This window comes from Micromonospora trifolii, assembly GCF_050516465.1.
Lineage (GTDB): Bacteria > Actinomycetota > Actinomycetes > Mycobacteriales > Micromonosporaceae > Micromonospora > Micromonospora trifolii.
Map to the genome: position 1 here is coordinate 483902 of NZ_CP191526.1, position 22888 is coordinate 506789.

The window sequence follows — 22888 nt, forward strand, 5'->3', positions numbered from 1 at the left end:
CCTGTTCCATCTCTAGATGTACAGGTATCTATCGCCTCGCCCGAACGCCTCTTGCTGCTTCGAATCGACCGCTGTGACGATGTGCGCATCACAACGGGAGACACAAATGAAGAGACATTCGCGGGCCCGGACCCGTGTCGCTGTCGCACTCGTCGGTGCGGTGACCCTCGGCCTGCTGGTCGGCGTGCCGCCCGGGCCCGCCGCCGCCGCCCTGCCCGCGGGCGGGATGACGGCCGCCGCACTCAACACCGAGTTCAACTCGTACGGCGACACCGGCGGCAAGTGGACGAGTGGAGACAGCACCGTCTCCATCCCGTTGCCTGACGGCCGTGACGCCTGGCTCTTCTCGGACAGCCTGATCGGCACCGTCAACGCGGACCACACTCTGCCGAAGAACACCCCGATGGTGAACAACTCCATCGTCGTGCAGGACGGATCCGACCTGGTCCAGACAGTGCACGGCGGCTCGGCCGCCGCACCCGCCTCGCTCGTCCGCCCGACCGATGGCAGCGCCGACAAGTACTGGGTCGGCGACGGCACGGTCGAGAGTGGCGTGCTGCGGGTGGTCTACCAGCGGATGAAGACGACGGGCGCCGGGCCGCTGGACTTCGCCCAACTGGACAGCGCCGTGGTCACCTTCGACCTGCCGGCGCTCACCGTGCGGAGCATCGTGGACCGGGGCTACGGCAACAGGATCGCCTGGGGTTCAGCGGTGCTCGAGGACGGCGCGTTCACCTACATCTACGGGGCCGAGTCCGTCGGCCAGATGCGCTTCGCCCACGTCGCCCGGGTACCGGCCGGAGGACTCTCCGGCGCCTGGCAGTTCTGGACCGGCAGCGGCTGGTCCACTGCCCAGGGCGATTCCGCTCGGGTGCTGTCCGGCGTTGGTGCCGGTTTCGGCATGCAGAAGGTGGGCAGCGACTACGTTCTGGTCACCCAGGAGAACAACCTGACCTTCTCGGCCGACTTCGTGGCCTACACCGCCAGCTCGCCCACCGGGCCCTTCGCCGGTCCGGTGCCGTTGTTCACCGCCCCGGAACCGGCCTCCATCCCGGGCAGCATCGTGTACGACTCCCGCGTGCACCCGGAGTTGGCACGCGCCGGGAAGCTGTTGGTGTCGTACAACGTCAACAGTCTGGTCGCGGACGCCGTCTACGGCGACGTGAGCACCTACCGGCCCCGGTTCGTCGAGGTCGACTGGCCCCGGCCCACGCCCGATCCGGCCGCGGTGCCCGCCGCGCCCACCGCCCTGACGGCGCAGGCCGACAGCAGCGGCAGTGTCAGCCTGCGCTGGCAGGCGCCCGCCGGCACCGGCCTGACATACGAGGTCCACCAGCGGGACGTGACGGCGGGGCAGACCCACCCCGCGCGGGTCTCCACCGGGATCACCGCAAGTTCCACCGAGCTGAGTGTGTTCTACGAAACCGGCCACACCTACGAGTTCCGGGTCGCGGCCCGCAACACCGCCGGGGCCGGACCGCTCTCCGCCCCCGCCACGGTGGCCGTCACCGTCGGAGCGCCCGCGTCGCCGACCGGTCTGGTCGCGACCGCCGTCGACGGGGGTGTCATCACGCTCAACTGGAACACCGTTCCGTACGTCTGGCGGTACGAGGTCTACCGGCGTGACGTCACCGCCGGCGAGTCCGAGGCCACCCGACAGTGGGACTCCTCCCCGCAGGACACCACCCTTTCGCTGAACGGCCTGGAGAACGGCCATCAGTACGTGTTCCAGGTGGTGGCCGTGCACGGCGGCGGCGAGTCGCCACGGTCGGCCGAGGTGACCGCGACGGCGTTCCACAGCAGACCGCCGACGCCCACCGGGCTGACCGCCACCACCCAGACCAGCGGCGACATCAAACTCCAGTGGACGCACGCCAACAACACCGACTGGTTCTACGTCTACCAGCGCGACGTGACCGCCGGCGAGACGGACTTCACCCGGCTGGAGTGGCCGGTGGACACCTGCTGCACGATGACCGCGGGTGGCCTGGCGGACGGGCACACCTACGAGTACAAGGTCACCGCCCTCGGCAAGGGCGGCGAGTCGGCGCAGTCCGGGGTGGCGACGGCGACGGCGCAGCGACCCCTTCCCGCCACCCCCACCGGCCTGGCCGCAGCCGCGCAGGCGGACGGCAGCATCAAGCTCACCTGGCAGCAGTCGCAGCCCGATGTCTGGTTCCAGGTGTACCAGCGCGACGTCACGGCCGGCGAGATGAGCTTCACCAAGCTGGAGTGGCCGGTGACCGCCTGCTGCACGATGACAGCCGGCGGCCTTGTCGACGGGCACACCTACGAGTACAAGGTCAGCGCGCTCGGCGCCGCCGGTGAGTCATCGACGTCCGCCGTCGCCTCCGCGACCGCGGACGTCGCGGCACCCGCCGCTCCGACCAACCTGCGGGCCACGGGCGGAGACGGCCAGGCGGTGTTGACCTGGGACGGTGCTGCCGACAACTGGCACCTGGTGTACGTGCGGGACGTGACGGCCGGCGAGACGGCGTTCAGCCCGCTCGAGTTGCCGGTCACCACCTGTTGCACGATGACGGCCGGTTATCTCACCAACGGCCATCGCTACGAGTTCAAGGTGACCGCCAACGGGTCGGGCGGGGAGGGCGCGGCGAGCAACGTCGTCGCGGTGACGCCGACGGCCCCGCTGCCAGCGGCCCCCAGCGGACTGAGCGCGACGGCCCAGGCCGACGGCACCATCAAGCTGGCCTGGACGGCTCCCGCCCCGGATCTGTGGTACCAGGTCTACCAGCGGGACGTGACCGCCGGGGACGCCGCCTTCACCAAGCTCGCCGCCCCGGTCACCACCTGCTGCACGATGACCGCCGGCTACCTCACCAACGGCCACTCGTACGAGTTCAAGATCGCCGCGATCGGCTCCGGTGGTGAGGGCCCCACCGGAAACGTGGTGTCCGCGACGAGCAGCCAGCCCCGTCCGGCCGCGCCGACAAACCTGCGCGGTCAACCGGCCGGGTCCGGCACCATCGAACTGAACTGGGACGCACCGGCACCCGGCCTCCTGTACTGGGTCTACCAGCGCGATGTCACCGCCGGGCAGGCCACCTTCACCAAGTCCGCCCTGCCCAGCAGCACGACCTCGGCGACCCGGGGCTACCTGGCCGACGGCCATGTCTACGAGTTCAAGGTGACCGGTGAGAGTCAGGGCGGGGAGGGCTCCGCCTCGGCGACCGTCCGGGTCACCGCCGTGGGCGGGGTGCCGCAGGCGCCGAGTGGGCTGACGGCCACTGCCGGCGACGGCAAGGTGATCCTCAACTGGACCGCCAGCCCGACCGGCGGTTCCTGGTACCAGGTCTATCTGCGCAACGCGAGCGCCGGCCAGTCGTGGCAGAAGCTGGCCAGTCCGGTCACCACCTGCTGCTCCATGACCGCCGGTTACCTCAGCAACGGCGATGTCTACGAGTTCAAGGTCACCACCATCAACGGCGCCGGGGAGTCCACACCGACGTCGGTGGCCAGCGCCAAGCCCCTGCCGCCGGCGCCGTCCGCACCGTCCGGCCTCACCGCCACCGCGGGGGACGGGAAGGTCGTCCTGGGCTGGACGGCAAGCCCGACCGGCGGCGTCTACTACGACGTCTACCTCCGCGACGTGACCGCGGGACAGTCCTGGCAGAAGGTCGGACTGCCGGCGACCTGCTGCACGATGACCGCGGGCTACCTCGCCAACGGCCACCGCTACGAGTTCAAGGTGGCAGCCAGCAACATGGCCGGTCAGTCGGCGACCAGCAACGTCGCGGCGGCGACCCCGCTCCCGCCGTTCCCCCAGGCACCGTCCGGCCTGACCGCCAGTGCCGGCGACGGCAAGGTGACGCTGAAATGGACGGCCAGCGCCACGGCGAAGGTGTACTACCTCGTGGAGTACCGGGTCTCCGGCGCGGCGAACTGGACCCGGTTGAAGTTGCCGGTCACCCAGTGCTGCACCTTCGTTGCCGGTTACCTCGGCAACGGCACGACCTACGACTTCCGGGTGCGCGCCACCAACCAGGCGGGGGACAGTGCTGCGAGCAACACCGCGTCGGCCCGGCCCATGCCGCCGTTCCCGCAGGCGCCGTCGGGGCTGAGCGCGTCGGCCGGGGACGGCAAGGTGACGTTGACATGGAGCAGGAGCTCGACGGCGAACGTCTACTACCTGGTCGAGTACAAGACCAGCAGTTCGTCGACCTGGACCAGGGTCAAGGTGCCGATCACCTCGTGCTGCACCTTCGTCGCCGGCTACCTGGGCAACGGCACCACGTACAACTTCCGGGTACGGGCGACGAACATGTCCGGTGACAGCGCGCCGAGCAACGTCGCCTCGGCCAAACCCATGCCGCCCTTCCCCCTGGGCGTGTCGTATGTCTCAGCCAGCTCAAACGGGGTCAGCCAGGTGAACCTGAGCTGGACCAGGAGCAGCACCGCCGGGGTGCTCTACTGGATGGAGTACCGGACCGCCGGGGATCCGTACTGGATTCGTCTGCCGCTGCCCGCCTCGGGCACCTCCGCCTCCCTGAAGTACGGATTCTCGGACGGCGAGTTGCATGAATTCCGCGTGGTCGCCTTCAACATGTCCGGGGAGAGCGCCAGGTCCCCGAATGCCGAGGCGGTCGTCGAACGGTCCGAGTACGCGAGGACCCGCGGCGGAAACGACCTCAATGGCAGCAACTACGTCGCCACCCGGGTATTGGGGGGCGGAAGCTGGTGTGACCCGGGCCTCGGCTCGCGGGTGTGCTACGGCACCTCTCCCGCGGGAGATCAACCGGCAACCGTCGGAGACTACTTTTTCTACGGCGGGAGCGAGAGTTCGTACCGGGCCCGCCTGAGGTGTGAGGCGTACAAGCGGGCGAACATCCGTTACGACTATGGCCGGAGCTATGCCGACAGCAGGGGCCCGGATCTCCCACGGCACGAGGTGATCCATTCCGACGCGTACTCGAGGTACTTGTCCGCGGGCAATTTCCTCGCGGACTACGCAATCCAGTCGGGCTACTCGAAACTGAAGACCGGCACCCCCTACCTGGAGAACAGGTTCGAGAAGGACGCCAATCTCTACTGGGGCGGATACATCCACTGGGGGGTGGGTCGTCACTACAGCGGCCCCTCGGGGTGCAACTGGTTGTACTGACCCCGCATCGACCAGGCAGCCCGGCCCCGGACGCAGTCCGGGGCCGGGCTGCCCGCATCGCCACCATCTCCCAGCGGGCCTCCAGCCGGGGTGGATAAAATGACGGCATGATCGACTCCTCTGCCCAGGAGGGCAGCAGTAGCCAGCCGGGTCGTGCCCGGCATATCCCCGTACCGACGACCCCGGGAGCCCTGAGCGACCCGTGTTGATCGTCGTTGGTCTTCTTCTGATCATCTTGCTCACCGCCGCCACCGGTTACTTCGTGGCGCAGGAGTTCGGCTATGTCGCCGTGGACCGGGGCAAGCTGCGCCAGCTCGCCGATGACGGCGACCAGGCCGCCGTCCGGGCCCTGACCGTCACCAGCCGGCTCTCCTTCGTGCTTTCCGGTGCCCAACTGGGCATCACTGTCACCGCGCTGCTGGTCGGTTACGTCGCCGAGCCGTACCTGGGCGGTGGCCTCGCCGACCTGCTCGGCGTGGCGGGTGTCAGCGAGGCGGTCAGCCTGCCACTGTCGGTGGCGTTGGCCCTGGTCATCGCCACCGTCGTGCAGATGGTTCTCGGTGAGCTGGCCCCGAAGAACCTGGCCATCGCCCGGGCCGTGCAACTGGCCCGGGCGCTGAGCCGCTCCACTCTGATCTACCTGGCCGTCGCCGGGCCGCTGATCCGGCTCTTCGACCGGGCATCGGTCCGGCTGCTGCGCCGCATCGGCATCGAGCCGATCGAGGAGCTGCCCAGCGGCGCCACCCCGGCGGACCTGGAACAGATCATCGCCGAGTCCCGCGAGGAGGGCAGCCTCGACGCCGAGATGTCCACGCTGCTCGACCGAGGTCTGGACTTCCGCGAGCTGACCGCCGGCGAGGCCATGGTGCCGCGCGTCGACGTACACACCGTCCGGGCGCACGAACCGGTGAGCCGGGTGGTCGAGCTCCTGGACACCGGCCACTCCCGCTTCCCGGTACGCGGTGCGGAGGGCGTCGACGACCTGCTCGGCATCGTCGGCATCGCCGACGTGCTCGGCGTACCCCCGGGGGAGCGGGCCACCACCCCGGTGAGCGCGGTGGCCGGGCCGCCGCTGCTCGTACCGGAGACGTTGGCCCTGCCCACAGTGCTGGACCGGCTGCGGTCCGGGCACCGGCAGATGGCCTGCGTGGTCGACGAGTACGGCGGCTTCGCCGGGGTGATCACGCTGGAGGACATCGCCGAGGAACTGGTCGGCCCGATCCGGGACGAGGACGACCCGCCAGACCGGGCACCGGCCCGGCAGGACGACGGGTCCTGGGTGGTGCCGGCCCGCTGGCGGATCGACGAGGTCGCCGACAGCACCGGCATCGCCCTGCCCGAGGCCCCGGAGTACGACACCCTGTCCGGGTTGGTGATGCGGGAGCTGGGCCGGGTGCCGGAGGTCGGTGACCGGCTGGAGATCAGCCTGCTGCCCGAGGGAGCGGACGGCGAGGAAAACGAGGCGGAGCCCCGAGCGCTGGTCGAGGTGCTGGCCGTGGATCGACACGTGGCCGACTCGGTGCGGCTGCAGCTCACCAAACCGGGGGTGACTGCATGAGCGCGAGGAGTGAGCTTGCGAATCCCGCAGTCGCGAATGAAGGAAAGCATCGATGAGCCCCGGGATCGCACTGTTCAGTTCGGTGATCCTGCTGGCGCTGAACGGGTTCTTCGTGGCCGCCGAGTTCGCCCTGGTGGCCAGCAAGCGCTACCGCCTGGAGCAGGCGGCGGCGAACGGTGGCCGGGCGGCACGCGCCGCGCTGGATGGCGTCCGCGAGCTGTCGCTGATGCTGGCCGGCGCGCAGCTCGGCATCACGCTGTGCACCCTGGGTCTCGGTGCGCTGGCCGAGCCGGCGATCGAGCACCTGCTCAGCCCCCTGCTGCACGCGGTGGGCCTACCGGACGCGGCCAGTCACCTGGTCGCCCTGGTCTTCGCCCTCGGGGTGGTGACCTTCCTGCACCTGGTGGTGGGGGAGATGGCACCGAAGTCGTGGGCGATCACCGACGCGGAGCGCTCGGCGACGCTGCTCGCGTTGCCGTTCCGCGCCTTCGCCCGGGTCTCCCGGCCGGTGCTCTCCGCGCTGAACGCCCTGGCCAACGCGATCCTGCGGCTGTTCGGCGTCAACCAGCAGGACCAGCTCGCCCAGGTGCACGGCCCGGACGAGCTGCGGATCCTGTTGGAGCAGTCCCGTGAGCACGGGCTGCTCGGTGCCGAGCAGCACCAACTGCTGACCAGCATGCTGGAGTTGCAGGGCACGTCGGTGGCGCAGGTGATGGAACCGTTCGCCACCATGGTCACCGTCCGCCGGGACGACCCGGCCGAGCGGATCGAGGAGGTCAGTCGGGACAGCGGCCGATCCCGGCTCGCGGTGCTCGACGAGGCGGGTGACGTGTGCGGGCTCGTGCACGTCCGGGAGGCGGTACGGGTGGTCACCACCGGCCGCGTCGCCACCGCCGGGGAGCTGATGACGCCCGCGTTCACCCTGCCCGCCACGTCCTCGGTCACCGAGGCGGTGGCGGCGATGCGGGCCCGGCAGTCGCAGCTCGCGTTGGTACGCAACGGCGGTGGCCCGGCCCGGCCGATCGGCTTCGTGGCCCTGGAGGACCTCCTGGAGGAGGTCATCGGGGAGTTCGACGACGAGACCGACACGGTCCCGCGCGGGCGTCGGTTGCGCTGACCTGCCGACCCGGCCGTACTGACGACGTGCGGCCGGGTCGGCGCTCGGCCTGGCAGCACTGCTCGACGCGGGCGGGCTTGAGCCGACCCCGACCGGGTAGGCGCGCCTGGTGGGGGCCGGCGGGGCCCCGTCCCGGGAGGGGGCGCGCGGTGCGGCTGACGGGAGTGTCCCCGGAGTCCGGTCGGACCGGGCTCTCCGTGCAGACCGCGCTGCCCAACCCGAGTACCCGCCCGGGCCTGCGCCTGCCGGGGCGGGTGACCCTCGCGGCCGGCCCGGAGGACGTGCTCGTGCGGCACATCCGGCTCGGCCTCGTCACCACTGTCGAACCGGACGACCCGAACGCTGCCCGGCGTCTCGTGCAGTTCCACCACCTGCCGATCGCCGGCCGGTTCGTCGTACCGGCCGGTCGGCGGCGGGCTGTCGACTTCGCCTTCCCGCTGCCCTGGGAGACCCCGGTGACCACCTTCGGTGGGGTGCCGCTGCTGAGCCTGCGGATGGGCCTGCGGACCGAGGTGTCGCTCGACCCCGACCGTGACCAGGGGGCCATGGTGCCGGTCTTCGTGCATCCGATCCCCACCCAGCAGCACGTGCTGGCGGCGCTGGGCACGCTGGGCTTCATGATCCGCCAGTCCGGGTTGCAGGAGGGCGGGTTGCCGGGGGTGGAGCACACCCTGCCGTTGCACCAGCGCTGGGGCTACTGGGTGGGGCCGCTCTACGCCGGCCCGATCACCGAGCTGGAGGTGATCTTCGTGACCAACTCGGCGGGCCTGGAGGCGATCCTCTGGATGGACCGCCGGCTCGCGCTGGCCGGAATCACCCACCAGAGCATCAGCCGGTTCCGGATCTGGCACGAGGACGCCGACCGACGCGACTGGGTCGCCACCGTGGACGGCTGGATCCGCCAGGCGATCAACCGACATGCCGCCGCGGCCGCGCACGCCGACTGGTCCGCGCAGATCACCGGGTCGGCCCACGTCAGCCGCCATCCCGACGAGCCGATCCAATCCGGCTACGGCCTCGGCGGCACCGCCGGCGGCGCCGGCGTAGGAGGCGGCGGCTCCGGCGGCGACGGCACCTGACCCCGCAGCCGGATCAGCCTCGCCGCCGGCCCGCGTCGATCATGGAGTTGTGGTGGGATGAATATCCCGTTCACACCTTTTGCGGGGCACCACAAGTCCATGATCGACGCGAGCGGGGAGGGCGAAGGGTTAGCCGGCGCTGGCGGTGGCCAGTTTGAGGCTGAAGGCCAGGAACAGGGCGGCCACGGCGGTGGTGCCACCGGCCGCCAGGCGGCGGCGTTGACGGAACTGGGCGGCCAGGAAGGTGCCCGCGAAGATCAACGCGGTCAGGTAGAGCGCGCTGGTCACCTGCGCGATCAGCCCGAGCAGCAGGAACGACAGCGCCGGCCAGGCGTAGCCGGGGTCGACGAACTGGATGAAGAACGAGATGAAGAACAGGATCGCCTTCGGGTTCAACAGGCTGATCACCAGCGCCTTGCGGAACGGGCTGCGCATCGCCGCCGGCTCCGCGGCGTCGATGAGCCGCGGCGTGCTCGGGTCGTTGCGGTCGCGCCAGCGCCGCGCGGCGCCGAGCAGCATGGTCGCCCCGACATAACCGAGGTACGCGGCACCGGCGTACTTGATCACCATGAACAGCGGCGGGTACGCCTTGAGCAGCGACGCCACCCCGGCGGCGGAGAGGAACATCAGCACCCCGTCGCCGACGAACACGCCACCGGCGGCCCGATAGCCGACCGCGACGCCCCGTTTGGCCGCGGTGGAGAGCACGAAGAGTGAGTTCGGCCCGGGCAGCAGGATGATGGCCACGGTGCCCAGCACGTACGTCCAGATGTCGTTGATCCCCAGCACGCCCGCCATCATCACGCCACCGGTGCCGTCCGCAGAAGTCTTTCTCGCAGCCTGGCCTGTGCGTTCGGCCACTCGTCGACGGTCATCGCGTACTGCACGGTGTCCCGCCAGGAGCCGTCCGGGCGTTGCCGGTGCATCCGCAGCACCCCTTCCCGGGTCGCGCCGAGCCGTTCGATGGCCGCCTGGGAGCGAACGTTGCGGATGTCGGTGTGCCAGGCGACCCGTACCGCGCCCAGGTCGTCGAAGGCCCGGCCGAGCAGCAGCAACTTCGCCTCGGTGTTGATCCCGGTGCGCCACCAGGGCCGGCCGAGGAAGGTGTACCCGATCGCCACCGATTGCCGCTGCGGGTCGATCTCGTAGTAGGACGTGGTGCCGACCGCCGCACCGGTCGCCGCGCAGCGCTGCACCCAGGCCACCCGCTCGCCCCGGTGCTGGGCGGCCAGGGCGGTGCCGATCACCTCGGCGGTCTCGCCCGGTGTGCTGGGCCGGGTGCTGCCGAGGTGCTGCCACACCTCCTCGTCCGCGGTGGCGGTGTGCAACTCGTCGGCGTGGGCCAACTCCAGCGGCTCCAGCCGAACGTGCTCGCCGTGCAGCGGCACCGGGTCGTGCCAGGGAGTGCGGGGCGTCCGCAGGTACGCCGGCAGCGGCGCGGTGACCCCGGCGTCCGGCTCGGGTGCCCCGGCGGTCAGTCGCAGTGGCAGCACGCCGGCCCAGTGCGGCAGGTGCAGGTCGGCCTCGTCCTCGCGGACCCCACCGGTGCGGGCCCGGACGGACACCTCGCGCAGTGGCAGCGCCAGTACGGCGGTTTCGGCCAATTCGCGACGGCTGGGCGGGCGGGTGGCGGTGCTGCGTCCCGCGCCGACCTTCTCGACCAGCGCGGTGAGCATGGCGAGCTTCTCCCGCTCGTCGGTAACCAGTCGGGCGGTGCCGTGCGCGACGACCGAGCGGTAGTTGGCGCTGTGGTGGAACTGGGAGCGGGCGTAGACCAGCCCGTCGAGCACTGTCACCGCGACGCAGACCGGCAACCCGTCGTCGCCCCGGGCGGCGAGCAGCGGCCGACTGCCGGTGGAGCCGTGCAGGTAGAGGATGTCGCCGATGCGGACGTGCAGGGTGGGCAGCACCCGTGGCTGGCCGTCGACGGTGAAGCTGAGCGCGCAGTCGTACGCCTCGTCGAGCACGGCGTGGGCGGCGGCCCGGTCGTAGCTCATCTTGTCGCGGGAGCGGTGGGGTGTGGTCCGGGCGGTGGGTGGATACATGCGCTCGCCCCTTTGTTCTAGTACAATCTCTTATTTGTGTCAGCACACTATCAGCTCACCGGTACGACAGCCGTCGAGATTTCGGCCAGCATCGAGTCGGGCATCCGTACCGGCGCCCTGTCACCGGGGGCCGCCCTGCCACCCGTGCGGGCACTCGCCGTCGAGTTGGGGGTCAGCCCCGCCACCGTCGCCCGCGCCTACCAGGAGCTACGCCAGCGCGGCCTGCTCGCCACCGCCGGTCGGCACGGCACCCGGGTGCGCCCGCGCCCGCCGGTTGCCGCCCGCCGCTCCGCGCTGCGCCCCCCACCGTTGCCCGGCGCCCGAGACCTGTCCCGGGGTGAACCCGACCCCCGGCTGCTTCCCCCGCTGGGCCCGCACCTGGCGGCGCTCGCCGCCGCCGACGCCCCGCCGGTCGGCTACTCCGATGCCGGAGTGCTGCCCGAACTGGCCGAGGCGGCCCGCGCCCGGCTGCGCGCCGACGGCGTACCGGCCGGGGAGTTGACGCTCACCGGCGGTGCGCTGGACGGCATCGAGCGGCTGCTCGGCGCCCACCTGCGCCCCGGCGACGCGGTGGCGGTCGAGGACCCGGGCTGGGCCAACCTGCTCGACCTGGTCGCCGCGCTGGGCCTGCGCCCGATCGGTGTACCGCTGGACGACGAGGGGCCGCTGGTCGCCGGGGTGGCCGCGGCGCTCGCCGCCGGAGCGCGGGCGCTGATCATCACCAGCCGGGCGCAGAATCCGACCGGCGCCGCCGTCTCCGAGGAGCGCGCGGAGGCGTTGCGGGCTCTGCTCGCCGGCCGGCGGGACCTGCTGCTGATCGAGGACGACCACGCGGCCGAACTGGCCCGCGTACCCCTGCACCCGCTCGCCGGCGCGACCGCGAGTTGGGCCTTCCTCCGCTCGGTGAGCAAGCCCTTCGGCCCGGACCTGCGGCTGGCGGTGCTCGTCGGCGACGAGACGACGGTGGCCCGGGTGAGCGGCCGTACCCGGGTCGGTGCCGGCTGGGTCTCCACCGTGCTGCAACGCCTGGTGCTCGCCCTGTGGCGGGACCCGGCGGTCACCGAGTTGGTGCAGCGGGCGGCGCAGAGCTACGAGCAGCGCCGCGAAGGGCTTCTCGCCGCGCTGGCCGAGCACGGCCTGACCGCACAGGGTCGCAGCGGCATCAACGTCTGGCTGCCGGTCGCGGACGAGACCAGCACGGTGACCGCGCTACGCGACGCCGGCTGGGCGGTGGCCCCCGGCGCGCTCTACCGGATCGCCGCCCCGCCCGCCCTGCGCATCACCGTCAGCTCCCTGGACACCGTCGACCTGGCCCCGCTGGCCGCCGCCCTGGCCCACGCCGAGAACCCACCCCCCTCCCAGGGCTTCCCGACCTGACCCCACCCCCCGCTCTCGCGATCTTGCGGGTTGTGTTGGTGAAATGTCGGGCCTGTGCGTGTTGGTCGTGACAGAAAGTGCAAGACCGCGAGGATTCGGGACGGCGGGGACGGGTATGCGGGCGCCCGGAGGTGGGGGACATGGCTTCTGGTGGGGCTCGTAAGGGGATCTGGATCGCGGTGGCGGTGGCGATCATCATCATCGTCATCGTGCTGATCGCGATCGCGTCCGGCGGCGACGGGGGCGGTAACGGGTACTGACGCGAGGCGGCCGGGGCGCCGGGGCGTATCCGGCGGCGAGCATCGAACGGGTATATAACAGTCGGCATGGCCGAGCAGACCGGGAGCGCTCCGGGCGCCCAGCGGTTCATCCCGTCCGACGCCGACACCATCGACGACCTGCGCACCGCCGCCGGCGGCTGCCGGGGTTGCGAGCTGTACCGGGACGCCTCGCAGACGGTCTTCGGCCGGGGCGACGAGAGCGCCCGCGTGGTGCTCGTCGGCGAGCAGCCCGGTGACATGGAGGACCAGAAGGGGCTGCCCTTCGTGGGCCCGGCCGGACGCCTGCTGCGCCGCGCCGTCGATGACGCCGGGCTGGACCCGGGCCACCTCTACCTGACAAATGCCGTAAAGCACTTCCGTTTTGAGCTTCGTGGCAAGCGTCGGATCCACCAGACCCCGGACCAGGCGCACATCACCGCCTGCCGCCCCTGGTTGGTCGCCGAGTTCGCCCGGCTGCGCCCGGAGATCGTGGTGGTGCTCGGCGCGACCGCCGCCAAGGCGCTGCTCGGCCCGTCCTTCCGGGTCACCCGACAGCGGGGCGAGCTGCTGCCCTGGCCGGAGTCGGCCCAACACCCCGCGGACTTCGAGCAGGTGCCGGTGGACAACGCCGGAAAGCGGGCCGACGCGCCGCAGGCTCGGCTGCTGGCCACCATCCACCCGTCCGCCGTCCTGCGGGCCGACGACCAGGACAAGGCGTACGAGGGCCTGGTCGCCGACCTCACCGTCGTCACCCGCGCCCTGCCCGGCTAGCCAGCCACCCCGCGCGCCGCCAGGACCTGTTCAGATCTTGGACGGTTTCCATTCGCGGGGCCCACCCAGCTGACGGAAACTGTCCAAGATCGACAGTGCGTCGCGGGTCGCGTGGGTGGGTAACGGGGGTCGATGGATGTCGACAACGAGGAGCGTCGGGCGGGTGCGCCCGCTGTGGCCTCCGGGCGTCGCGGGAGGTGGAAGCGGTTCTTCGAGCGGGCGCCCGGCTTGCAGCTCATGGCCGTCTACTGGGTGCCGATGACGGTGCTCATCGGGCTGCCGGTGCGCTGGCTCTTCGACCGACAGGAATCACTTGACGAAGCCGTGCTGGGTGCCGCGCTGAACGCCGTCTCGATCGGCCCGGCGCTCTACCTGAGTCGGCGGATGGCGGGCCAGCAGAATGCCCGGCGGGATCCCGAGGGGTACGCGCTGCGCGAGGCGATGCGTACCGGCACCGTGCCCGAGGACGACGCGGTACGGGCCGACCTGCCCGGCTACCTCGCCGGACAGCGGCGTGCCACCTGGGCGGCGCTGCTGTCCATCCTGGGCATCTCCCTCGGGCTGATCCTGCTCGCTCTCGTCGCCGCCGACAACGAGGGCTTCGCGGTGCTCTTCGGCGTGGTCGCCGCCGTCAGTGTGGCCGTCGCCGCGCGCACCCTCACCCGTATCCGCCGGCTGGAAACACGGGCACCCTAGGTCCGGGCCGCGGCGGCGGCGACCCCGCTCCGGCGAAACCCACTGCCGCCGGTCGGTGCGGGTGCGCGAGGATGAGTCACCCCCTTCCGACAGGAGCGCCGATGGCGACCGACCTGACCGCGCCGCGTACCGCCGCCCGACCCGACGTCGCGTCGATCCAGCGGCGTACCCTGCGGCTGCTCTTCACCACCCAGATCATCGGCGGGATCGGCGTGACCATCGGCATCGCCGTGGGCGCGCTGCTCGCCGCACGGATCGCCGGGACCGCGGTGGCCGGTGTCGCGCAGAGCGCCGGGGTGGTCGGTGCCGCGCTGCTCGCCATCCCGGTCACCCGGATCATGGCGCGGCACGGTCGCCGGCCGGGCCTGGTGCTGGCGTACGCGGTCGGCGCCGTCGGCGGCCTGCTGGTGGTGGTGGCCGCGGCCACCCGCTGGGTGCCGCTGCTCTTCCTCGGCATGCTGCTCTTTGGCGGGGGCACCGCCGCGAACCTCCAGGCCCGCTACACGGCGGTGGACCTCGCCGAGCCGGCCCGCCGGGGGCGGCAGCTCTCCCTGATCGTCTGGGCCACCACCATCGGTGCGGTGGCCGCGCCGAACTTCGCCGCGCTGGCCGACCGGGTCACCACCGGCTGGGGGTTGCCCCCGCTGGCCGGCCCGTTCGCGTTCAGCGCGGCCGCGTTCGTGCTGGCCGCCGTCGTACTCCTCGGGTTGCTCCGGCCCGACCCGCTGCTCACCGCGCGGCGGCTCGTGGCGGCCGACGCGCCGGCCGCCGATCTGCCGCCGGCCGCCGACGCGACGGCGACCGCGGTGGCGGCCGAGGCGCCGGCGGCAGGTGGCGGTGCGACGCCGGCCGCCGCGCCGGTCAAGGTGCGCGCGCCGCGCGGCGCCGGGATGCGTGCGGCCTGGTCGGTGGTACGCGGACAGCCTGCCGCCCGACTCGGCATCGCCGCCGTGGCGGTGGGTCACCTGGTGATGGTGGCGGTGATGGCGATGACTCCGGTGCGGCTCGGTGAGTCGCACGCCGACGCCGACGTGTTGCGGCTGGTCGGCATCGTGCTGAGCCTGCACATCGCCGGCATGTACGCGTTCTCCCCGGTGGTCGGGTGGCTCACCGACCGGCTCGGTCGTCGGGCGGTGATCCTCGGCGGGGTCGGGCTGCTGCTGGCCGCCTGCGCGGTCGCCGGCACCGCCGGGCACCACACGCCCCGGCTCTCCGTCGGTCTGGTTCTGCTCGGGTTGGGCTGGTCGGGGACGATGGTGGCCGGCTCGACCCTGCTGTCCGAGTCGGTGGCCGCCGAGGTGCGGCCGAGCGTCCAGGGGCTGTCCGACCTGATCATGGGGTTGGCCGGGGCCGGGGCCGCCGTGGTCAGCGGGTTTGTCATGCAGTTCGCCGGATATCCCGTGCTCACCCTGCTCGCGGCGGTCGCGGCGGCGCCCCTGGTGGCGCTAGCGTTGCGCCCGGTGCCGACCGGGGCACCGGACGAGGAGGGCTGATCACTGTGCGGCTGACCGACTTCTGGACGCGGTTGGACGAGGCGTTCGGGCCCGGCTACGCGGCCAGCATCGCCCGCGATCAGGTGCTGTCCCAGCTCGGCGGACGGACCATCGAGCAGGCCCTGGCATCGGGGGAGCAGACGCACGTGGTGTGGCGGGCGGTCTGTGCCGCGTACCCCGATCGAGTGCCCGCCCGACTACGCTGAGCAGCCTTCTCGCTCATTCCGCGTGTCGCTTGTCGAGTCGTACACCTGTTCGGCTACTGTCCACAGCGGGGTGCTCGTCCACAGCTCGCGGCCCGTCGGCTGGTTTTCTGTCGGACCTAGCGCCTAGCGTGTCCGCGTGACGCGAAGCTCAGCAAAGACGCCGGCGAAGGCAGGGGTGGCAAACATGGCAGCAGGGCCTGACCGGGAGAAGGCACTCGACCTTGCTCTCGCTCAGATTGACAAGCAATTCGGCAAGGGCTCGGTGATGCGGCTGGGCGACCGGCCGGTCGTCCAGACCGCAATCATTCCGACCGGCTCCATCGCGCTCGACGTGGCCCTCGGCATTGGCGGCCTGCCCCGTGGCCGGGTGGTCGAGATCTACGGTCCCGAGTCCAGCGGTAAGACCACGGTGGCGCTGCACTCGGTGGCCAGTGCCCAGCGCCTCGGCGGCATCGCCGCCTTCATCGACGCCGAGCACGCGCTCGACCCGGAGTACGCGAAGGCCCTCGGCGTCGACACCGACGCGATGCTGGTCTCCCAGCCGGACACCGGCGAGCAGGCGCTGGAGATCGCGGACATGCTGATCCGCTCCGGCGCGATCGACATCATCGTGATCGACTCGGTGGCGGCCCTGGTGCCGCGCGCCGAGATCGAGGGCGAGATGGGCGACAGCCACGTGGGCCTCCAGGCCCGGCTGATGAGCCAGGCGCTCCGGAAGATCACCGGTGTGCTCAGCAACACCGGCACCACGGCGATCTTCATCAACCAGCTGCGGGAAAAGATCGGCGTCATGTTCGGCAGCCCGGAGACCACCACCGGTGGTCGGGCGCTGAAGTTCTACGCCTCGGTCCGGCTCGACGTGCGACGCATCGAGAGCCTCAAGGACGGCACCGACGTGGTCGGTAACCGCACCCGGGTCAAGGTCGTGAAGAACAAGGTCGCCGCGCCGTTCAAGCAGGCCGAGTTCGACATCATGTACGGCAAGGGCATCTCGCGTGAGGGCTCGCTGATCGACGTCGGCGTGGAGCAGGCGATCATCCGCAAGTCCGGAGCGTGGTACACGTACGACGGCGACCAGCTCGGCCAGGGCAAGGAGAAGGCCCGGGAGTTCCTGAAGGAAAACCCGGACGTGGCCGCCGAGATCGAGAAGAAGATCCTGGAGAAGCTCGGCGTCGGGGTCGGCGCGGGTGACGCCGCCGGTGGCCCGGAGCTGCCGCCGGTCGACTTCTGACCGGTCGCTGACCCATGGCAGGACGACGCGCTCGTACGGGGCGGGGCTGGGATGCCAGTCCGCCTCGTACGGGCGACGCCACCGATCCGCCCCGCCCTCGGCGAGCCCGCCGGGGTCGGTCCGAGGAGGCCGACACCGTCGAGTCTCCGGCCCCCCCGCGCGACGAGTCCGAGGTGGCCCGCGAGATCTGTCTGCGCCAGCTCGCCGTCCGGCCCCGCACCCGGGCCGAGCTGGCCGGGGCGTTGGCCAAGCGGGGCATCTCCGAGGAGGTCTCGGCCGAGGTCCTCGACCGGTACGACGAGGTCGGCATCATCGATGACGCCGCGTTCGCCCGGGCCTGGGTGTCCAGCCGGCACGCCGGGCGTGGCCTGGCTCGCCGGGCGCTCGCCAACGAGCTGCGCCGCAAGGGCGTGGACGGCGAGGTGGCCACCGAGGCGCTGGGTGAGCTGGACGAGGAGACCGAGGCGGACACCGCCCGTGGCCTGGTGGAGCGCAAGCTGCGCACCGCCCGAGGTGAGCCGGACGCGGTCTTCCGTCGACTGGTGGGGATGCTGGCCCGCAAGGGCTACCCACCTGGCGTGGCCATCCGGGCGGTGAAGGACGCGCTCGCCGCGCAGAGCGCAGAGGCGGCCGAGTTCGCCGAGCAGATCGACGCCGACGCGCTCGCCGACGCCGAGGGCGAGTTGGAGCGCGACAACCGTCTGGTCGAGTGAGCGGTCCGCTGCGACTCCCGATGGAGGTGCGGGCCCGATGTTGAAGGCATGTCTGAACGGTGGGCACGGCCGGGAGGCCCATCCGGCCGTGCCGCTCACGGCGGCGGAGTTGGCCGCCGATGCGGCCCGCTGCGCGACGCTCGGCGTCACGGCCGTGCACGTCCATCCCCGGGACGAGGCCGGCGCCGAGTCACTGCGGCCGGCGGTGATCGCCTACGCGCTGACCGCGATCCGTGCCGCTCGGCCGGGGCTGCCGGTCGGGGTGAGCACCGGCGCCTGGATCTCGCCGGATCCGGCCGCCCGGGTGGCCGCCGTCCGGGCCTGGCCGGTGCTGCCCGACTTCGCCTCGGTCAACGCGCACGAGCCCGGTGCCGAGGCGGTAGCGGCCGTCCTGCACGAGCGCGGGGTGCTCGTCGAGGCGGGGCTGTGGACGCTCGAAGCGGTCGCGGCGTACCGGCGGTGGCGGGTGCCGGCCGGGCGGGTTCTGGTCGAGTGCATGGCCGAGGACGTGGCGGCCGCATTGGCCGACGCCTCCCGGATTCTCGCCGCGCTGCCGGCGGACGCGCCGTCGGTGCTGCTGCACGCCGAGGGTCCGGCGACCTGGCCGGTCCTCGCCGAGGCGGTACGCCGGGGTCTGGACACCCGAATCGGGCTCGAGGACACCCTGTGCCTGCCGGACGGCTCACCCGCCGCGGACAACGCGACGCTGGTCGCGGCAGCGGTTGGCGTCGGAGCCAGCTGACGTCGGAGAAGACGGATCGGTCACACCTCGCTCGTCGTCGCTCCCGTCTGACAACCGCCTGGGCGGCCGCTGAGCAGGCCCGACACGTCCAGTGGGCAGCACACCTCGCGGAGTTTGTCCCCTCCTGTCCGCCGCGACATCAGCGCGCGGTGACGGTTCAACTTCTCTCCGTTCGGGGGGTTTGATCATGAGTCCTTGACCAGAGCACCCCCGGAGACCTAGCCTCGCCATACAGGCTCACATTGCCCGACCATCGCAGGCTAAGCGCACAACATAGATCGCGTAACAAGACAGCATCACTTTGGCCGGCTCCACGGCCTTTGGCGGCAGTTCCGGACAGGCCGGTCCGGAACGCTGCGACAACTGCACCCGGTCGCCGACGCTGCCCCATGGGCACCGCCGGCGGAGAAAGCTATCCACGGCCAGCCGCTCCGGTCGGGCGTCCACAGCCGCAGGAGTGTGCCCCCGGCACGGTCGCTGCGGTCTCGACGTTAGGGGAGGCGGCCATGGCGGGGCGGCGGCACAGGTTCATCGGTAGACCCGACGGGGTCCCGGTATGAACGCGTTCGACGTCGTGCTCCTCGCGGCCGTCCTCGTCCTCGCGGTGGTGGTGATCGGGGCCGTGCTGGTCGGCATCCGGACACTGCGCCGGATGGGCGCCGCGCCGGCTCCGGAGGATCCCGCCTTCATCGCCGAGAAGGACCGCCAGGAGCAGTCCCTCGCTGCGCTGCGGACCGCGGCCGACGAGGCGAACAGCACGATCGACGTGGCAAAGTCCGCGGCCGCCGCAGCCCGTACCGAGGCGGCGGCGGCGAAGGCCGAGGCGAAGGCGGCCCGCGCCGAGGCGCGTCGGGTCCTCGACGACGCCCGGGCCGAGGCGGACACTGTTCTGGAGCGCGCCCACAAGCAGGCCGAGGCGGACGCCGAGCAGTTGCGGACGGCAGCCCGGCGCAGCGGCGAGCGGGAGGTCGCGGTGCTCGCCGCCACCACCCGGGAGCAGGCCGCCGAGGTGGAACGTCGGGCAGCTCGGATGGACGAGCGGGAGCGGATGCACACCGAGGAGGTGGAGCGGTTCGCCGAGCGGGAGCGGCAGCTCACCGCCGCGAAGGCCGCCCTCGCCGCCCGGGAGGCCGCGCTCGCCCAGCGGGAGGCCGAGCTGACCGAGTCGGAGGAACTGCGCCGCCGGGAGCTGGAGCGGGTCGCCGGGCTCACCGCCGACTCCGCCCGACTGGAGCTGGTCGACGCCATCGAGACGCAGGCCAAGCGGGAAGCGGCGCTACTCGTGCGGGACATCGAGTCCGACGCGCGCAACACGGCCGAGCAGCGCGCCCGACACATCGTGGTGGACGCGATCCAGCGGGTCGCCAGCGAGCAGACCGCGGAGAGCGTGGTCAGCGTCCTGCACCTGCCCGGCGACGAGATGAAGGGGCGGATCATCGGCCGGGAGGGGCGCAACATCCGCGCCTTCGAGTCGGTGACCGGCGTCAACCTGATCATCGACGACACCCCCGAGGCGGTGCTGCTCTCCTGCTTCGACCCGGTCCGTCGGGAGGTGGGCCGGGTGACCCTGGAGAAGCTGGTCCTGGACGGGCGCATCCACCCGCACCGGATCGAGGAGGTCTACGACCTGGCCCGGCAGGAGGTGGAGCAGCTCTGTCTCCGCGCCGCCGAGGACGCCCTGGTCGAGGTCGGCATCACCGAGATCCACCCGGAGCTGGTCACCCTGCTCGGCCGGCTGCGCTACCGCACCTCGTACGGGCAGAACGTGCTCAAGCACCTGGTCGAGACCGCCCACATCGCCGGCATCATGGCCGCCGAGCTGCGGTTGGACGTGCCCATCATCAAGCGGTCGGCGTTCCTGCACGACATCGGCAAGGCGCTCACCCACGAGGTGGAGGGCAGCCACGCCATCATCGGCGCGGATCTGGCCCGCAAGTACGGCGAGCACGAGGACGTGGTGCACGCCATCGAGGCGCACCACAACGAGGTGCCGCCGCAGACCATCGAGGCCGTGCTCACCCAGGCCTCCGACGCCTGCTCGGGTGGTCGGCCGGGCGCGCGTCGGGAGAGCCTGGAGGCGTACGTCAAGCGGCTGGAGCGGATCGAGGAGATCGCGGCCGGCAAGCTCGGTGTGGACAAGGTCTTCGCCATGCAGGCCGGCCGGGAGATCCGGGTGATGGTCAAGCCGGACGACGTGGACGACATCGGGGCGGCCGTGCTGGCCCGCGACGTGGCCAAGCAGATCGAGGAGGAGCTGACCTACCCGGGTCAGATCCGGGTCACAGTGGTCCGCGAGTCCCGGGTCACCGAGATCGCCCGTTAGTCTGTCGCGCCTGCCGGTCCGGCAGGTGGCCCGGCCCTTTCAACGGTCGGACTGATCCTGGCCGTCCGGCGGGCGGATCGCACGGCCAGTGCCGTGCACGCCGCCCCGACTGCGAGACAGAGGAACACGGTCGGGTTGACGTACGGGGGCACCAGGTCACTGGTGCTGCCGTCGGCGTAACGACAGGTGTATCGCAGCGGCAGCAGGTGTGCGCTCGTCGGCGTCGACGCCAACGGCTTCGCGGGACAGAACTCGGTGATGGCCCGGAGATCGAGGAAATGACCTACCCACACTCCGTGCAGATAGACGACGGTGGCGGCGGCCAGCGCCAACACCGCGCCCAGGACGGACCGGGCAACGGTGTTCATCGGTGGGAGTCTGCCGGTGTGGAGCAAAGGGGCCAGCCCGGACACCGGACTGGCCCCCACTGCAAGCGGAGCGTCAGAAGGCCCCGCCGGTGCCCTCGGCCTGGGACATCAGTGCCGCAGGCGGCGGGTTCTGCGCCGGGGTGCCAGCAGTCTTGCGGCCCCGTGCGAGCCGTCGCTGGACGTACTGGGCGAGCTTCGACAGCGAGTAGTTCACCACGATGAAGAGCACGGCGATCACGACGTAGACCTGGATCGGGTTGCCCAGCACGCCGATGATCTGCTTGCCGATGTTCAGGGTTTCCTCGTAGCTGATGATGAATCCCAGCGAGGTGTCCTTGAGCACCACGACCAGCTGGCTGATCAGTGCCGGCAGCATGATCCGGAAAGACTGCGGCAGCAGGATCATCCGGGTGGTCTGTGCCGGGGACAGCCCGATGGCGGCGGCGGCTTCCCCCTGGCCGCCGGGCAGCCCCTCCATGCCGGAGCGGAGGATCTCGCCGATCACCACCGAGTTGTAGATGGTGAGGCCGATGACCAGGTACCACAGGTTGTCGAAGTAGAGACCGAACTCGGGGAAGCCCCGGGCCACGAAGAAGATGGTGAGCACGACGGGCAGGCCGCGGAACACCTCGACGCAGACGCGGGTGACCGCCGACAGCAGCGTGCTCACGCCACGCAGCAGGTAGGCCACCGGCGTTGCCATACCGGTGAACCGGAGCCGGGTCAGGCTCTTGAGCTGGATCCGCAGGACGGCGAGCAGCGTGCCGAGCACCAGCGAGGAGACGACGGCCAGAGCCGCCGCGATCAGAGTGTTCTTGAAGCCGAGGCCGATCCGGTCCCACACCTGGGAGAAGTTCTCGTTGGAGGGGTCGACCAACGGGCCCCACAGCTCCATCGAGAGCTGGCCCTTCTCCTCGAGGGGCCGGTAGATCAGGAAGTACGCCCCGACGAGCAGGACGACTCCGGCGACGATGCTGCTGATCAGCGTGATCCGCCGCTGCCGGGGCCCGGGAACGTCGTAGAGGACGCTGGTCTGCTGACTCATCGGGCCACCGCCTGTCGCTTCTCGATCCGGTCCAGCAGGGCGCCGAGCGGCACCGTCATGATCAGGTAGCCGAGCGAGATGCCGATGGCGACCGGGACGAACGCGTAGCCCTCGGCCCCGGTGAGCTGATCGGCACTGGCCGACAGATCGCCGACCACGCCGAAGAAGCCGGCCAGTGCCGAATTCTTGATCATCGCGATGATCACTGAGCCGAGCGGCACCACGGAGGCCTTCCAGGACTGCGGCAGTACGACGTGGCGCAGGTTCTGCCCGAAGGTCAGGCCCAGTGACCGGGCCGCCTCCGCCTGGCCCGCGGGCACCGCGTTGACCCCGGAGCGCAGCGCCTCACAGACGAACGCGGCGGTGTAGAGCACGAGGGCGATCAGCGCGAACCGGAAGTACGGAAGATCGGTGCCGAGCCGGGTGAACAGCGAGTCGATCACCGGGATGCGGAGGAAGTCCGCGTTGGAACCGAGCGCCGGCAGGCCGAACGCGGCGAAGAACATCACCACGGTCAGCGGCATGTTGCGGAAGACGTTCACGTAGCTGGTGCCGAGTGCGCGTAGCGGCGGCACCGGTGAGATGCGCAGCACCGCCACGATGGCGCCCAGGACGAGGGCACCGATCGCGGCGAGGATGCAGATCTGGAGGGTGAGCCAGAAACCACCCGCAAAGACGTCGAACTTGTCGATGAGCACGTTCACGGGTCGGTGTTCCTCCCCACCCTCCAGATCGAAGGATC

18 protein-coding genes are annotated in these 22888 nt (G+C 71.3%); 13 read left to right on the plus strand and 5 right to left on the minus strand.

Annotated elements, in window-relative coordinates; translation table 11 throughout:
• Positions 1 to 106 precede the first annotated feature (106 nt).
• From ACQRWP_RS02215 to ACQRWP_RS02230, 4 genes are all read left to right on the plus strand, one after another.
• A complete protein-coding gene (locus tag ACQRWP_RS02215) occupies positions 107 to 5122 on the plus strand; it encodes a fibronectin type III domain-containing protein (protein ID WP_430500571.1) in 5016 nt (1671 codons plus the stop codon).
• Positions 5123 to 5324: 202 nt separating this feature from the next.
• Positions 5325 to 6680 carry a hemolysin family protein gene (locus ACQRWP_RS02220; protein ID WP_430500572.1) on the plus strand — a complete coding sequence of 452 codons (1356 nt, stop codon included), beginning with the start codon at positions 5325 to 5327 and terminating at the stop codon, positions 6678 to 6680.
• A gap of 52 nt (positions 6681 to 6732) precedes the next feature.
• Positions 6733 to 7797: a hemolysin family protein gene (locus ACQRWP_RS02225; RefSeq protein ID WP_112676136.1), complete on the plus strand. Its 1065-nt coding sequence runs from the start codon at positions 6733 to 6735 to the stop codon at positions 7795 to 7797.
• 149 nt (positions 7798 to 7946) lie between these two features.
• Positions 7947 to 8876: a sporulation protein gene (locus tag ACQRWP_RS02230; RefSeq protein ID WP_430500573.1), complete on the plus strand. Its 930-nt coding sequence runs from the start codon at positions 7947 to 7949 to the stop codon at positions 8874 to 8876.
• Positions 8877 to 9005: 129 nt separating this feature from the next.
• Here ACQRWP_RS02230 and leuE read toward each other — a convergent pair whose 3' ends face one another.
• Complete coding sequence (gene leuE / locus ACQRWP_RS02235; RefSeq protein WP_430500574.1) at positions 9006 to 9677, minus strand: leucine efflux protein LeuE; 672 nt, start codon at positions 9675 to 9677, stop codon at positions 9006 to 9008.
• On the minus strand, positions 9677 to 10921 hold the full coding sequence (locus ACQRWP_RS02240; protein WP_430500575.1) for a bifunctional pyridoxamine 5'-phosphate oxidase family protein/GNAT family N-acetyltransferase: 1245 nt from the start codon (positions 10919 to 10921) through the stop codon (positions 9677 to 9679). Before ACQRWP_RS02240 ends, leuE begins: the two co-directional genes overlap by 1 nt.
• A gap of 36 nt (positions 10922 to 10957) precedes the next feature.
• Between ACQRWP_RS02240 and ACQRWP_RS02245 the strand changes: the two genes are divergently transcribed.
• The 9 genes from ACQRWP_RS02245 to rny all read left to right on the plus strand — a co-directional run bounded on the left by ACQRWP_RS02245 (position 10958) and on the right by rny (position 20733).
• Positions 10958 to 12298 carry an aminotransferase class I/II-fold pyridoxal phosphate-dependent enzyme gene (locus tag ACQRWP_RS02245; RefSeq protein WP_430500576.1) on the plus strand — a complete coding sequence of 447 codons (1341 nt, stop codon included), beginning with the start codon at positions 10958 to 10960 and terminating at the stop codon, positions 12296 to 12298.
• 326 nt (positions 12299 to 12624) lie between these two features.
• Complete coding sequence (locus tag ACQRWP_RS02250) at positions 12625 to 13329, plus strand: UdgX family uracil-DNA binding protein (protein ID WP_430500577.1); 705 nt, start codon at positions 12625 to 12627, stop codon at positions 13327 to 13329.
• A 132-nt stretch (positions 13330 to 13461) separates the two neighbouring features.
• The gene (locus ACQRWP_RS02255) at positions 13462 to 14025 is read left to right on the plus strand and encodes a hypothetical protein (RefSeq protein WP_430500578.1); all 564 of its coding nucleotides are present in this window, start codon (positions 13462 to 13464) and stop codon (positions 14023 to 14025) included.
• Positions 14026 to 14126: 101 nt separating this feature from the next.
• Positions 14127 to 15518: an MFS transporter gene (locus tag ACQRWP_RS02260; protein ID WP_430500579.1), complete on the plus strand. Its 1392-nt coding sequence runs from the start codon at positions 14127 to 14129 to the stop codon at positions 15516 to 15518.
• A gap of 5 nt (positions 15519 to 15523) precedes the next feature.
• Complete coding sequence (locus ACQRWP_RS02265; RefSeq protein WP_030489422.1) at positions 15524 to 15724, plus strand: DUF3046 domain-containing protein; 201 nt, start codon at positions 15524 to 15526, stop codon at positions 15722 to 15724.
• A gap of 184 nt (positions 15725 to 15908) precedes the next feature.
• Positions 15909 to 16955, plus strand: a complete 1047-nt coding sequence (recA, locus tag ACQRWP_RS02270) for a recombinase RecA (RefSeq protein WP_053656326.1) — start codon at positions 15909 to 15911, stop codon at positions 16953 to 16955.
• Between the two features lie 14 nt (positions 16956 to 16969).
• Positions 16970 to 17668 (plus strand): regulatory protein RecX, encoded by a 699-nt coding sequence (locus ACQRWP_RS02275; RefSeq protein WP_430500580.1) that lies wholly within the window; start codon positions 16970 to 16972, stop codon positions 17666 to 17668.
• A 37-nt stretch (positions 17669 to 17705) separates the two neighbouring features.
• Complete coding sequence (locus ACQRWP_RS02280; RefSeq protein WP_430500581.1) at positions 17706 to 18410, plus strand: 3-keto-5-aminohexanoate cleavage protein; 705 nt, start codon at positions 17706 to 17708, stop codon at positions 18408 to 18410.
• A 556-nt stretch (positions 18411 to 18966) separates the two neighbouring features.
• Complete coding sequence (gene rny / locus ACQRWP_RS02285; protein WP_430500582.1) at positions 18967 to 20733, plus strand: ribonuclease Y; 1767 nt, start codon at positions 18967 to 18969, stop codon at positions 20731 to 20733.
• On the opposite strand, the gene ACQRWP_RS02290 is transcribed toward rny, so the two are convergent.
• The 3 genes from ACQRWP_RS02290 to ACQRWP_RS02300 all read right to left on the minus strand — a co-directional run bounded on the left by ACQRWP_RS02290 (position 20730) and on the right by ACQRWP_RS02300 (position 22850).
• Positions 20730 to 21101, minus strand: a complete 372-nt coding sequence (locus ACQRWP_RS02290) for a hypothetical protein (protein WP_430500583.1) — start codon at positions 21099 to 21101, stop codon at positions 20730 to 20732. The two genes, rny and ACQRWP_RS02290, sit on opposite strands and share 4 nt — an antisense overlap.
• Positions 21102 to 21174: 73 nt before the next feature.
• Complete coding sequence (locus ACQRWP_RS02295) at positions 21175 to 22146, minus strand: amino acid ABC transporter permease (protein WP_430500584.1); 972 nt, start codon at positions 22144 to 22146, stop codon at positions 21175 to 21177.
• Complete coding sequence (locus ACQRWP_RS02300) at positions 22143 to 22850, minus strand: amino acid ABC transporter permease (protein WP_430500585.1); 708 nt, start codon at positions 22848 to 22850, stop codon at positions 22143 to 22145. The genes ACQRWP_RS02295 and ACQRWP_RS02300 overlap by 4 nt, the downstream gene beginning before the upstream one ends.
• Positions 22851 to 22888: the final 38 nt, after the last annotated feature.